17 protein-coding genes are annotated in these 11,863 nt (G+C 38.8%); all 17 read right to left on the bottom strand.

Annotated elements, in window-relative coordinates; translation table 11 throughout:
• Nucleotides 1-154 precede the first annotated feature (154 nt).
• The 17 genes from BM121_RS17830 to terS all read right to left on the bottom strand — a co-directional run bounded on the left by BM121_RS17830 (nucleotide 155) and on the right by terS (nucleotide 11,861).
• Nucleotides 155-637, bottom strand: coding sequence for a phage tail assembly chaperone (locus BM121_RS17830; protein ID WP_091485240.1), 483 nt, complete (start codon nucleotides 635-637; stop codon nucleotides 155-157).
• A gap of 61 nt (nucleotides 638-698) precedes the next feature.
• The gene (locus tag BM121_RS17825) at nucleotides 699-1,145 is read right to left on the bottom strand and encodes a phage tail tube protein (RefSeq protein ID WP_091485238.1); all 447 of its coding nucleotides are present in this window, start codon (nucleotides 1,143-1,145) and stop codon (nucleotides 699-701) included.
• A 61-nt stretch (nucleotides 1,146-1,206) separates the two neighbouring features.
• Nucleotides 1,207-2,550, bottom strand: coding sequence for a phage tail sheath family protein (locus BM121_RS17820; RefSeq protein WP_091485236.1), 1,344 nt, complete (start codon nucleotides 2,548-2,550; stop codon nucleotides 1,207-1,209).
• Between the two features lies 1 nt (nucleotide 2,551).
• Nucleotides 2,552-2,794, bottom strand: coding sequence for a YqzN/YkzM domain-containing protein (locus tag BM121_RS17815; RefSeq protein ID WP_139220286.1), 243 nt, complete (start codon nucleotides 2,792-2,794; stop codon nucleotides 2,552-2,554).
• Complete coding sequence (locus tag BM121_RS17810) at nucleotides 2,795-3,235, bottom strand: phage tail terminator family protein (RefSeq protein WP_091485234.1); 441 nt, start codon at nucleotides 3,233-3,235, stop codon at nucleotides 2,795-2,797.
• A gap of 12 nt (nucleotides 3,236-3,247) precedes the next feature.
• Complete coding sequence (locus BM121_RS17805) at nucleotides 3,248-3,751, bottom strand: HK97 gp10 family phage protein (protein WP_091485335.1); 504 nt, start codon at nucleotides 3,749-3,751, stop codon at nucleotides 3,248-3,250.
• Nucleotides 3,752-3,771: 20 nt separating this feature from the next.
• A complete protein-coding gene (locus tag BM121_RS17800; RefSeq protein ID WP_091485232.1) occupies nucleotides 3,772-4,125 on the bottom strand; it encodes a DUF3599 family protein in 354 nt (117 codons plus the stop codon).
• Nucleotides 4,122-4,502 carry a protein YqbG gene (yqbG, locus tag BM121_RS17795; RefSeq protein WP_245780845.1) on the bottom strand — a complete coding sequence of 127 codons (381 nt, stop codon included), beginning with the start codon at nucleotides 4,500-4,502 and terminating at the stop codon, nucleotides 4,122-4,124. Before yqbG ends, BM121_RS17800 begins: the two co-directional genes overlap by 4 nt.
• 2 nt (nucleotides 4,503-4,504) lie before the next feature.
• Nucleotides 4,505-4,834 (bottom strand): hypothetical protein, encoded by a 330-nt coding sequence (locus BM121_RS17790; RefSeq protein ID WP_091485229.1) that lies wholly within the window; start codon nucleotides 4,832-4,834, stop codon nucleotides 4,505-4,507.
• Complete coding sequence (locus tag BM121_RS17785; RefSeq protein ID WP_091485227.1) at nucleotides 4,831-5,781, bottom strand: P2 family phage major capsid protein; 951 nt, start codon at nucleotides 5,779-5,781, stop codon at nucleotides 4,831-4,833. Before BM121_RS17785 ends, BM121_RS17790 begins: the two co-directional genes overlap by 4 nt.
• 29 nt (nucleotides 5,782-5,810) lie before the next feature.
• Complete coding sequence (locus tag BM121_RS17780) at nucleotides 5,811-6,902, bottom strand: XkdF-like putative serine protease domain-containing protein (RefSeq protein WP_091485226.1); 1,092 nt, start codon at nucleotides 6,900-6,902, stop codon at nucleotides 5,811-5,813.
• Nucleotides 6,903-7,169, bottom strand: coding sequence for a Gp49 family protein (locus BM121_RS17775; protein WP_091485224.1), 267 nt, complete (start codon nucleotides 7,167-7,169; stop codon nucleotides 6,903-6,905).
• A gap of 12 nt (nucleotides 7,170-7,181) precedes the next feature.
• Nucleotides 7,182-7,364, bottom strand: coding sequence for a hypothetical protein (locus tag BM121_RS17770; RefSeq protein ID WP_091485223.1), 183 nt, complete (start codon nucleotides 7,362-7,364; stop codon nucleotides 7,182-7,184).
• A gap of 12 nt (nucleotides 7,365-7,376) precedes the next feature.
• Nucleotides 7,377-8,285 (bottom strand): phage minor head protein, encoded by a 909-nt coding sequence (locus BM121_RS17765; protein ID WP_091485221.1) that lies wholly within the window; start codon nucleotides 8,283-8,285, stop codon nucleotides 7,377-7,379.
• Nucleotides 8,282-9,814, bottom strand: coding sequence for a phage portal protein (locus tag BM121_RS17760; protein WP_091485219.1), 1,533 nt, complete (start codon nucleotides 9,812-9,814; stop codon nucleotides 8,282-8,284). The genes BM121_RS17765 and BM121_RS17760 overlap by 4 nt, the downstream gene beginning before the upstream one ends.
• 2 nt (nucleotides 9,815-9,816) lie before the next feature.
• On the bottom strand, nucleotides 9,817-11,130 hold the full coding sequence (locus tag BM121_RS17755; RefSeq protein ID WP_091485218.1) for a PBSX family phage terminase large subunit: 1,314 nt from the start codon (nucleotides 11,128-11,130) through the stop codon (nucleotides 9,817-9,819).
• Nucleotides 11,127-11,861: a phage terminase small subunit gene (gene terS, locus BM121_RS17750; RefSeq protein ID WP_091485216.1), complete on the bottom strand. Its 735-nt coding sequence runs from the start codon at nucleotides 11,859-11,861 to the stop codon at nucleotides 11,127-11,129. The genes BM121_RS17755 and terS overlap by 4 nt, the downstream gene beginning before the upstream one ends.
• Nucleotides 11,862-11,863 lie beyond the last annotated feature (2 nt).

The following is an 11,863-nucleotide window of genomic DNA, read 5'->3' as shown; positions in this document are numbered from 1 at the left end:
TCTTTCGCACGTTCTTCTAATAAGAAATCAATAGAACCGTATAAAAAAGCCTTAAAATTTCTAGGTGCTTCATAAAGTTCTAACAATTGAGAAGGCGAATAATGCAGCTCATGCATTGCATAATGTAGATAAACCGCGTCTTTATTACCTTCTCTTATGAGTTTTTTGCTAATTCTTCTAGATCATCTGGCGTTTCATCAAAACCATTTACTTCTGAAGCTTTCGACAGCCATCCACTAAATTCACCCGCTATATTTAAGACCTTTTTAGCCACCTCAATCGGATCTTCTGTTTTATAGGCCTGACGAAGTTCCTTAGATTTGAAATCTGGGAATATAGTAGATTCAACAGCAATTCTAGCCATAAAACGTGCTTGATCTAACTCTTGGCCAATATGACGACCTTTTTGCTTCACCATCTTCATACTCTGTTTCTCTAATTCATCAACACGCTCCGTGGTGATTGGCTTAAATACAAATGGAATAATGTTTCCTTGGTTATCTTTATAACGTTTAGAAATAGGTGCTTTAATTTCGTCAGCCTTTTCAACTTTACCTGGCATAAAAAAGGAAATATCGTTCACTACAGTTGTACTTTCCTCTTGATTTTCAGATGTGTTTTCATAGTTTTCAGTCATTTAAATCTCTCCTCTAATTTGGTTTATAAATTGAAAAAGAGCGAAGTTAATCGCTCTCTGATTAATTGAAGTCTGATCTTAATTCTTCTGGTAAGTCTAGGTCCTCAAATGTAAATGGTACTTCTTCTTCCAAAGCAGCTGTTTCAGCATCTAATCCGGCAACCTTAGCGCTATCGAAGTTAACTTCATATAAGGTCACTCGCTCCGTACCCCTGCCAGAAGTTTTATCATCAAGAACTGATTGCAATGTAAAATATGGGTCAACACCCGTTTTTACATAATCAATCATAATTTTTACCATTTGGGAAGTCACCTTATGCAATGTCATTGTTCCAGAACCACTTGCACCATTCGTTTTATGCCCCATCATTCGACGACCCATGATTGGTACTTCTTCTTTGTTTTTCTCAACCGTCGCTTCAAATGACTTGATTTGTGCCATCTCTTCCCCATCAAGGAATAAACGCCCCTCTTTTCCGCTTATTACATCTCTTGAACGTAATGACATGTATTCTCACTCCTTTTTCATGATAAAAAGAGACCCCTTAGGATCTCTTTTGGATAACGTATTATTCAACTGTTACATTAAAATAGAATTTCTCAAGACTATCCGTTGGCTGAACTCCTAGATTTACTAAGACACCATCACCTGCAGCAGTTAATTCAATAACCACATCTTCACTTTGGTCAAAGTTTTGAATGATATTATTTTCTTGCAATTCATTCAAGTAAATAGACACAGCCGTTTGAATGATTTGAACACCATCAGCATTAGCTGGGATATCTTGACCAGTATTTTTACGGTTTTTAATTGATTCTTTCAAGCTACGAGTAATATCATTGTTAATTGCATCTAAAATGCGGACAATTTTATTTTTCCGCAACTTACTTGTTCCAGTGATTGAATTGATATCTTGTTCAACAGTGACACTCTTGTCCCGAGCATTATAAGTAAACAAAAATTCGCCTCTTTGAAGACGTTGCTCGATCTGATCATTGTCAAAACGCGGCTTAACATCAATAGCACCTTCATATTCCATAAAAGTAAGTGATTGTTGTAAAGTAGCACCGGCACTAGCACCTGTTACCCATGCAACAGTTTCTGGTACTGTCAATTCACGATTAGTCAAAGCAACAGCATTGGTAACATTAATGATCCCCTCATAGTTACCTGGATAATTTGGCAAAACACCTTGTACCTTAATACCCTGGCCATCGCGTAAACGGCGAACAAAGGAAACAAATGTTGCTTTCAGTGCTTCCTCATCGATTGGTAACCCAATAGTATCAAAATGCTCTGATTCCGCTGCTCCGATGAAATCAACGTAATCCTCATTAGCAACAGTACCATTAGATCCGCCTGCAAGATTTGTACCAGCTGTATCTTCAATTTCCCCAGATCCCGTAAATTCTACATATTGATTGTTCTCCAATTCTTCAAAAGTAGTTACAGTTTGCTTATCAACTTCACGAGTATCAAAAATAGTTGTAACATCTTTCTTTGTCTCGTCAAGGACGTTAGGGGCTACGACGATTCGAATATCATTCCCTTTTATACCGCCATATAACGCTGTGACGGATTGCTCCTCACTCTCTTCACCCCCACCCCTCACTATTGCGGAAGCTTTCTCTCCTGTGTTCACACGATATACAAGTACTGTGGCACTACGTTTCTTTGCCTCTCTTAATAAAGACATTGTTGGATCAGTAATATCGACCCCCAAACGATTTCTTGCATCGTTTTCAGTGTTAATTTCTATCATTTTCTTTGACTCTCCCCAACCTAATACGAGAGGAAGTGCAGCCCGACCTCGTTCACCAGTTGAAATACGTTCATTCGCTAGTATTTGAAAATTAAAGTAAATACCTGGACGTATTTTTTCTACACCAGGTGTAAATGTTCCACCATTCATATTACTTTACCTCCTTCTTGAGAAAGGACTTAATTAAGTTCTCTGCCTGCTTTTTAGTTGCTTTCACATTTTTGTAATTTAAAAAAGCACCATCAATGACCTCTGACTTCACGCCAAAGAGTTCAAGACTGTGCTCTCTTAACTCATACAAGGGAAATTCTGTTTCTTTTTTAATAGTCTTTGCTGTGGAAACAGCTGGTTTAACAATCTCCTCAGTTTTTTTAATCGCTTTTTCATTGCTCAATTATTTCACCCCACTTGTAATATCAACATATTGTATTGCTGGCGCTTCATCATGGTGGTAATGGTAACGACTGTCCCAGTTCAATATAAGTATAGCCACTCCATTTTCACCTATCCTTGTTTCAATACGATTGAACCGGATATAGTCGCCTGTTTTCTCCCCTTCTACATCTACCATCGGTATGACTTCACGATTGTTAGCGATATGATCTGCTAATTCTTCAGCTTTGTAATAAGCTAGTTTGCTATCATGGTGAAACAACTTGACGTTCAACGTGTAGCTTTTCAAGTACGTCTGATTTGTATCATTACTGCTGAAAGATGTCGGTACTGGGAAATACAGGGATGGTACTTTGAAGTCTTGTGGCAACTTCAAATCGTAGATCTTTACTCGAAACAGTTGATACAGATATGCCATGATGGATCCTATTTCTTGATTCAATTAACCACCACCTTAAAAATTAGAATCAAGCCACTTTTGCAGCAACCGATCTAAACTCTTTTCAAATGTCTTATCTAAGATGGCAAGTGCATTGTCCCAATAGCCAGTACCATCTATCCAGGTGATTTTCAAAAGCATGCCCGTTTCGCGCTCACTCGGGTCATATTCAAATCGATCGCCTAACCACCGACCTGGAACCCAGCGTCTATCCTTCCCCGAATTTGGGTCCACAGTGAAGTGGCCATCATTTGCAAAGGATGCATAATTAAGATTGGTACCTATATCAAGTACCATTCCTCCGCTACTTATGCTCCAGAGGTTTTCTGAGTCACCTCTACTAAATGAGTTTAAAAGATTCCTAGTATCAACAGTCTCAGTGCGGACAATCTCGTCCTGTACAATGTCTAGAAAATCAATTCCAATAGCTTCTAGCCAAAGACCTAATTGTTCAGCGAATCCACCTTTCTCAGTGTTTTTCAATGCACTTATAAACTCATCTAACCCCTCGATTTCTATGTCAAAATTAATTTCACCCTTCATAGATTAACCCTCCTCACAAGGTTGACCTCAATGTGGTGATCCTTTATGTTTCGAGGTTTTTGAGCCTTTAAAGTAATGCCCTCCCAGACAACCTTGTCATTAATTTGGATATCTGCATCTATAGGAAAATGCACACGATAGGTTTGAATTATTTCGTTGTTAGGTTCGCCTTGAGTTATGCTTTGGTTTTTCTCAACGAAGTAGCATGACTGCTCTTCTACATCAGGATTATCAGCATAATAATGATCCTGTTGCCTATCATCAGAAGGAATGCCCCATTTACCACCTGAAGAACGCGAATTCAAATGAAAAATAGAGCACGTATCGGTTAGTAAGCTTTCATAACTCATAATGACCTCATCCTCATAAAAAAGCCTTTATTTCCCCCATCATCTGGAATAAATTCTGCTAGCAAGGATGAAATATCAGGCATGGTTAAGCTACTACCATCTGATAAGGTATAGGAGTAGTCTCCTATCTTCTCGGATTTGTAGCCTTTGGCCATGGATTCATCACTATTAATGAGTGCATAAAATTGAGCCACCTTCAACCAAGCTATTTCTAGCTCATCAGGTAACTCTTCATGTTCATCTAGTGGCTTTTCAACTATGTTATTTATATATACCTTAGCTTCAAAGATGTCTTTTTCCAGCTGTGAATCAGGGCGCTTCTTAACCGATTCGAAAGTAGTGTAACCCTTTAAACCTTCAGGAGTGACAGACATAATCATCACTCCTCTGTCTCTGTTGGATTTGAATCCTGTATTTCTAGAATAAAAGAAATACGATCTTCCTCATTTTTGGCAGTAGATGGGTCCCAACCCGCTTGAGAGATTATTGCTTCTTGTTGTTCTTTATTAAGCTTTTTTAAACTTGCCTTTGTATGAACCTCTGGCTCCTTTGGTTCTTTTGGTTCTTGCTCTTCCACAACCTCGAAATAACCAGTTTTAACTGCCTTGTCAGCCGCTTCCTTAGATTTAACCTCAACAAAAGGACTCTTTTCATTAGCAGAAACGACACCATTATATGACAAGGCATTTTTAAGTTTTAACTTAATCATTCAGTGGCACCTCCGTCTCCTGCAGGTTGAAGTATTCCTTTAACAAGAACTGTTGCGTCTTTTTCCTCAATAACAGGATCAAAGTCAAGATGAACAACATAAAAACGCTTATCCTGCATGATCGCTTTTTCTCCCTCTGTCGTCTTACGAATTTTCACATCATAAGTATTAACAACGCCAAGATTTCGAGGATTAGACAGCAAGATTTTGTCTGCTGGCATCCGCGGAACTGGAACGAATTCAATACCTGCTGGCGCTCTCATGACAGAGTCAGATAATCCTCCGCCATTGTTGATGCTTTGATTTAATAAATATTGTTCCCATTTTTGTTTAGTGGATGGAGCGACCAACCATTTCAATGTCCCATCATTAAACTTGTTCGGCATTTGTTCCAACGCATCATAAAAAACATCAAGGGAAATTGCCCCACTGTTTTTGGCAGAACGATCCTCGATGTGTGAACCTGTTTTAAGTTGCTGCAACCATCCGTTATTGATTTTTAAGAAGTCGTAATCTTCATCATCAGAAGGTGTATCTTCATCGCCGTTGATATAAATGTCCTCAAGATCAACACCTAATTGAGTAGTCATCAGTTTAGTGGTGATGTCCTCAAAGTTTTGACCCTCGATGTTTTCATTTAAAGATTCTTCAGTAATTTCCCAAGGTAAACGAACTGCAGTAGTCGCATATTCTACCTTGCTAAATTTAGTTTTTGCACGGTACCCGTCATCTGTGTTCTCTGTTTTCTTACGTAAAATACGAGAATCGATACCGATTTTATCAATTTCCCCTGTTTTTGCTTTACGCGTTTCCTTACGAATTAATCCACCTAGTGCAGTAGATTCAAAAGTCTGTTGAATAAATTTTTGAGCCTGCTCCGGACTAAGTAATCCGGAAGTAATAGAACCAGTTGTAATAGTTTTCATGATCTGCTGATTTGTCGGCATTTATTTTTCCTCCTTTTATCGGATTCCTTTTACAGAATCCCTTCTAAATAATGCTTTTTAACAGGCTCTTGATTATTTTCATCTTGATCTGCCTGTTTAGAAATTCCTCTTGCCTTTTCCACAGTTTCAAGACGTTTAGTGATTGGACTCAACTTCTCATCCAGAACAGAGGAAAGTTGTTTCAATACGTCGTCTTCCTCACCTTCTATCGATTCTTGCCCCTCGCCCTGATCTTCCTTATCGATGGCATCCAAACGCTTTGTGATTGGATTCAATTTGTCGTCAAGAAGCTTTTCTATATCTTCCTTTTTCATTTCGCCTTCACCCTTTCCAATTGTTTCTGGTTTCTCTTTCAATGCTTTCAGGACATCACCTGATGATTTGATTTCTTGTAAAATTTCAAGGAAATCCTGCACACCAGTTTCTAGTCGCTCGAAATCTGCGACATCAGGTGTGCGGTTGTCCCAAAGAGACTCGTAGAAGGTATCTTCCATTCCGTCCCATACAGCCCATAAATTACGTCGTTTCTGGTTATCCTCGTAACGATCACGAACTTCTCCTTTTGCGAAAAAGCTTTTAAGTAAATCAAAAAAGCCCTTCATTTCCTCATCGTTTTCAGACTTAGAAACAGGCTTTTCTTTTTTTTGCTTTTTAATTGTCTCTGCAGTACCAGCCATGGAATAACCAGTAATTTCACCTTTTTTAACTTCTTCCCAAACTTCATCGCTTGCTTTAGTAACAAGTACCCATGATCCTTTTGTGATTGTTTCTTCACCTAACTGAAATTCGGCAGGAGCGATGTACGATTCGACAACCTCGCCTACACCAGATTCAAAGTCATGTTGCTTATCAATATTGCGGGCATCTTTCATGAATCCGTGAGCCGCTTTCTCGATTTCAGGAGCTGTCATGAAATCCTCGTGTGAATCCTCAACATCCGGCTCATATACAACCCCATAAACTAGCTGTTGATCTTCATCATCCTTGTTGATAAACAATTTAACTTCCTTTTTAAAATCTGGCTGCTTATCCGACTTCGTAAAGAAGAATTGCTTCTGATTTGCTCCCTTATCCACGTATGAAACGTGGGTGATGTTCGCATTAACTAACTCTCTTGGCATTTAGTGTTCACCTCCTTTCAATTCACTTTGGAGTTTATAGCCCTCGAGCTCCCATAGTTTGTTAAACACTCGTTGCAAACAAATTTCATAACCTATCTTTTCATCATAGTTGGTAGGATCAACACAACTAGAAGATTCAACGATAACGAATCCATTTGGAAGTTTTACGGACATTACCGTAGTTTTATCCCACAAAGTCATAACTTCGACCTCCGAACCACTAAATAGCGATTCAATTTGCTCTTTTGTCACCACGTTGATCACCATTACACCCCCTTACTATTTTGTTACTTCACCTTTTCCAACTTCTTTCTGTTTGACCTTTGTTAAGTTAGGATATTTAATTTTCTCTTGGCTTACTTCACGTTCCTGTTTATCTAAGATCGAAATAAGTTCCGCTATCTCTTTAGGTGTACCTTCAAAAGTTTCGTAATAATTTCCTATAGAACGTGTATATTCCATAACTATCACCTCCTAACCATTCAATTCTGCTAAAACTTCCTGCCTAATAGATTCTTTCTCTTCCTTAGACAATCCTAAAATGACTTCATCAACTTCTGGACCAATAACACAACCACAATTAACCCTGTTCTTTGCCGAGAATGCTGGGTCTCTTGGATAAAGTCCTTCTTCCCCATCAACAAGAAAATGATCATCTACTGGTACAACTACACCGTCCATTGCAATATGTGTAGCTCGTGGATTAGTTTTCTTAGCTCCGCTATGCTTCCATCGTTTTCCTTTAACAGCTGGGCTTTGCATAAAAGATTCATAATGTGCTCTACTAGAAGCAGTCAGTATTTCTGTTCTTGCCGTGGCTCTCGCTCTCTTACGGTCGAACTGAGGCAATTCCTTCATACGTAACTCAACATCTGCTATTGATTCACCAAGTTCAATAGCTTGCAGTACTTCGTTTTCCAGTGCTGTGTGGGTGATTAGCTGCATTAGATCAGCTAAATCTCCGGACCATCTTTGCATCCAATCAACAGTACTATTTGAAAGAATCTCGAATGAAATATCTCTGTCAATGGACTCCATGATAGACTTGGTTAGTTCCTCAGTTGTTAACTGTAAGAACTTGGCTGTTTCCTCTCCAAATTCTTCGGCGAAGCTATCTGATGCAAACAAATCGCTTCTCAGAAACACAAGGAAGGACTCTAGTGTTTGTTTGTCATCTTTAGATACAAAACCATTAAAGGCATCTACAAAACGCTTACGTTGTACCCTCAACAATCTTGCGATGGCTGTTTCATAGTCTTCTATAATCGCTGGCAATGTCTCAAGTCCCGGAAAATCAGGAACATCGTCAAGGAAGTCTTCCTCATCCTCTGCTTTGGCAATAAAATCATTTAGGCTTTTTAATAATTTATCAACCATACTCATGACTTCTGCAGCCCCTCAAGTACGTCCCGCATATCTTTTAACAGATTGATAAGGTCAGGTTGTTTGTTTTTAGACTTTTGTACAGCAAATAAATCGGACACAGGGTTACTCTCTTGCTCCTTCATCATTGCTTGAAAGGGAATGTTGTACTCTTCGCTGAACACTTCTAATTTTTGACCAAGAACTTGGGATGCTAACGGACGTAGATCATTAGGCGAAACCGATCCTGCAGATATTAACGGATAAAGTGCTTTTGCTATTTCTAACGGATCTCGGAAATCTGCCCCGTTTACTGTTAATTTGACGTATTTTAAACCAAGTGGTTCCAGAAATAGAGTATTTAATGCCCTTGCCAATCCCTTTCTTTCAGGTTGAAAGACTTGCTCTTCTGTTACCTTTCGTGCTGTATCCGCGGTTGCTCTGCTGAAATCTTGTGACTCTCCAGTATATAGTGGTGGCAACCGAAATGATGAACGTATCTTCTGCCTTGTTTTTTCATCATACTCAAGAAACAACGCGTCTTGCTGTAGAATCTCGGCAAGTGACTTTATTTCCACCTTCGCCGGAGTAACCTTTTCATCACCCATTTGGTCCTCTTGTGTTGTACCCATAGCTTCTAAAAGAAGGAACCTATGAGCGTTTTCAGCCCCGGATAGGTCGTTCATGTAATCCTGTAGCGCTTCAAATGAGGTATCGTCTAACTTTCCGTTTGAAACTGTTATCGCAGCTGGAATATGCCTTCCGTTTGTGAAATACGTTAGGTTTAATTCTTCTGCTTTTCTTGCACCGTACAAGCTGATAATATTACCTATCCATCTCGGTTTTCCATAGGTTCCTGAACCAATCTTCATGTGATAGATCTCGGTTGCTATTAGGTTTTCTGGAGTACTGTCATCGAATTTACCTGTTGCAGAGTTCATGATGCGCGGATCCCCATATTCCTTAAAGAATACTTTTTTTTCGTCTATCAATTGGACATACTTTCTGAATCTCTTCCATCGTTTTACCTTTTTTTCCTGGCCATTTTCTAATATAGTGTATTCAATTTCCTCAGGGACGGTCTTTTTACAAACTCGCATGTATTGAGTATCCGCATATTCAATCCCAACCGGTAGCCCTACTCCGTCACGAATTATCTCAAGGTAACCGTTACCTGTTTTCTCTCGATCGTCGAAAGCATAACCCAGGATAGTTTCTGGTGATTCATCCATGTTTAAATAACGAGTAAACTCATCAAGTCTGGTCCACTCTGATCGAGCTTGCTCTTTCTGCTCGTCCCTTACTTCATCCGAATTCATATCAATTTTAAATTCCGGTTCAATACCAAATTCAATGATATTTGTTTTATACGCATCGACACACTGCTGCAAGATAGAAGAGTACTCTCCGATCATCTTTAATTCTTTTAAGTTGTATGGAGGTTCTAGGATATCTCCGTATTGATTGGAAAAGTCATCTCTATATAACTGTTGAGTGGACGAAGTAACAGAAGCCTTGATAACCCTTGCTTTGACTGTTTGTTCTGACATAATTATCTTTTCCTCCCTCCCGAAGGTCGTTGCCTTGTTGGTCTAGCTTGTTTCTGTGCTTCATCTTTTAAGTCAATAACCTCGTATCCATCTAATCCATAAGCCATAGCATCGAATGTATGCGCATCAATTGCTAATTCATCCTCAATGACATCTCCGTTTTTATCCTTTTTAAAAACAAGGTCCTCTAACTCATGGATGGTATTTTCACAGGCATCAGAACAAACTATTTTTTTAAACCTTTTTATCTTTTTAATGTTCGCAAGTACGGATCCAGGGAACTTATGCGCTCCTACCATATTAAAGTCTTGCTTCTTAAAATATTTTATTGTTTTCGGTTCTGCGCTATCAGCAATAATTCGCTCGCCACTATTTTTAAATTCTGCCAAGTCTACAATGGTTTCGTCATCGGTCTTACCCCGCTTGTAGTATTCCCAATAGATATATAAAATCTGCTTTTCTGTGTCTACAGCTAAGCGAAGGAATGCATTGTATGAGTTAACGAAACCCCAATCTCCTCCAACTCGAAATAAAGGTTTCTCAATGCGGTTTATAGCTTTCATTACTTCTCGATGTTCCATTTTAGTGAATTGCGGCAGCACTCGAACTCCGTTAACACCAAATCTCCCTTTACGGGCAATCCGATAAAGATCTGGATCATACTCTTTCATTTCTTCCAGTTGCTCAATATAACTCTCCGGAAGGAATAGGTTATCTTCTGCCGTCGAATGGTGATAATATGTGTCGCCAATAACCATGGTCCGCTCTCGATAGAGATCTTTATCATCCAAAACATAACGTTTATTGATTCTGTCTTGGAAGAAATGTTTATACGTCCAGTTGTCCTCACCAACAGGGTTAGTTGAAAGGATCATATGCAGCTTCAAAGATGGATGGCGTAAACGTCCCATCAATTCCTTAAAACCTTCGTACTTAATTTCTGAGCACTCTTCCAGCCATATCAGTGATACATTGTTGATGGACTTTAACTTAGCTGGCTTATCCATCCCTTTGAATATGATTTTGCTGCCATTTGGAAATCTTATCTGCATTGGTGAGCCCATACAACGTATTTTACGGGATAAATCCATGTCTTCTATGATTTCTTCAAATAAAGAAAAGGTTGAATCTCTGTGTGTGTCATATACTTCTCTTACCACTAGCGCTGTTCTCTTTTCTTCAAGTAGCTTTAATATGATTTTTAGAGCAACATGATAACTCTTGCTGGATCCGTAGCCACCAACAAGAAATTGAAACTTCTGATACCAATCAAATAGAAAATCTTCAAAGTGAGGATTAACTTCTTTTTCAATCATGAGCCCTCACCTTTTCTTTTGATCATGATTTCAATAGGTTTGTCGCTATCATCATCCTGTAGCTTATCAATCTCAGCTTTCGTTTTATCGATGCTAAGTTTCATTTTCTCTAACTCCAGCAATCTCATATCATCTGCATTAGCAAGTTCATAGAATTGCTTCAACATACTTCTGAGCTCACTCATGGATCTACTCAAAGAATTCATAAAAGTAGCCTGGCGATCCCAGGCAAATTGAAATTCGTATTCTATTTCTTCAATGTCCATATTTTCATTGGATGTTGTTTTCTCCTTTTTGAGCTCCTTGATCATTTCATCCTTGCTCTCTACATGCATTATCTTTTGTGCTCTTAGTATCGAAGCAAATTGCATCTTAATGTTCATCCAAAGTATATCTAATGGATTTATACTATCCATATCATTTACTATATCTAAGGTTTCTTGCGGAAGATGCTTAGCAAATAATCCATGCGTTACAGCATTAGCATTTCCTTTTGGTGCTGCACCTCCTCGATTACCTAAAGCGTTTTTACTTCCTTTAGGAGCTCCCCTTTTTCGTTTCGTAACGTTACCATTCATTTTGTCGCTCCATTTGTCTTGGTTTTTCCACTTGCGTATCTGTGAAGATGACACTTCTAATTCAGCTGCAATGTCTTTTAATTTCTTTTCTCCATTGCTTGCTTTCCATATTTGATATGCTTCATCTCTTTTTGGATTTCGTGGTCTTGCCATCT

The organism is Gracilibacillus orientalis, assembly GCF_900114645.1.
In the GTDB taxonomy this organism is placed as follows: Bacteria; Bacillota; Bacilli; order Bacillales; family Amphibacillaceae; genus Gracilibacillus; species Gracilibacillus orientalis.
This window is presented reverse-complemented; position numbering and strand designations above follow the sequence as displayed.

Bases quoted from the DNA above. Each gene is read 5' to 3' on its own strand.
- BM121_RS17790 (WP_091485229.1), bottom strand. From the start codon at position 4,834: ATGATTAAGTTAAAACTTAAAAATGCCTTGTCATATAATGGTGTCGTT.
- BM121_RS17775 (WP_091485224.1), bottom strand. From the start codon at position 7,169: ATGGTGATCAACGTGGTGACAAAAGAGCAAATTGAATCGCTATTTAGT.
- BM121_RS17800 (WP_091485232.1), bottom strand. From the start codon at position 4,125: ATGAGTTATGAAAGCTTACTAACCGATACGTGCTCTATTTTTCATTTG.
- BM121_RS17760 (WP_091485219.1), bottom strand. From the start codon at position 9,814: ATGTCAGAACAAACAGTCAAAGCAAGGGTTATCAAGGCTTCTGTTACT.
- BM121_RS17825 (WP_091485238.1), bottom strand. From the start codon at position 1,145: ATGTCATTACGTTCAAGAGATGTAATAAGCGGAAAAGAGGGGCGTTTA.
- terS (WP_091485216.1), bottom strand. From the start codon at position 11,861: ATGGCAAGACCACGAAATCCAAAAAGAGATGAAGCATATCAAATATGG.
- BM121_RS17780 (WP_091485226.1), bottom strand. From the start codon at position 6,902: ATGCCAAGAGAGTTAGTTAATGCGAACATCACCCACGTTTCATACGTG.
- BM121_RS17755 (WP_091485218.1), bottom strand. From the start codon at position 11,130: ATGATTGAAAAAGAAGTTAATCCTCACTTTGAAGATTTTCTATTTGAT.
- BM121_RS17820 (WP_091485236.1), bottom strand. From the start codon at position 2,550: ATGAATGGTGGAACATTTACACCTGGTGTAGAAAAAATACGTCCAGGT.
- BM121_RS17785 (WP_091485227.1), bottom strand. From the start codon at position 5,781: ATGCCGACAAATCAGCAGATCATGAAAACTATTACAACTGGTTCTATT.
- BM121_RS17770 (WP_091485223.1), bottom strand. From the start codon at position 7,364: ATGGAATATACACGTTCTATAGGAAATTATTACGAAACTTTTGAAGGT.
- BM121_RS17765 (WP_091485221.1), bottom strand. From the start codon at position 8,285: ATGAGTATGGTTGATAAATTATTAAAAAGCCTAAATGATTTTATTGCC.
- BM121_RS17830 (WP_091485240.1), bottom strand. From the start codon at position 637: ATGACTGAAAACTATGAAAACACATCTGAAAATCAAGAGGAAAGTACA.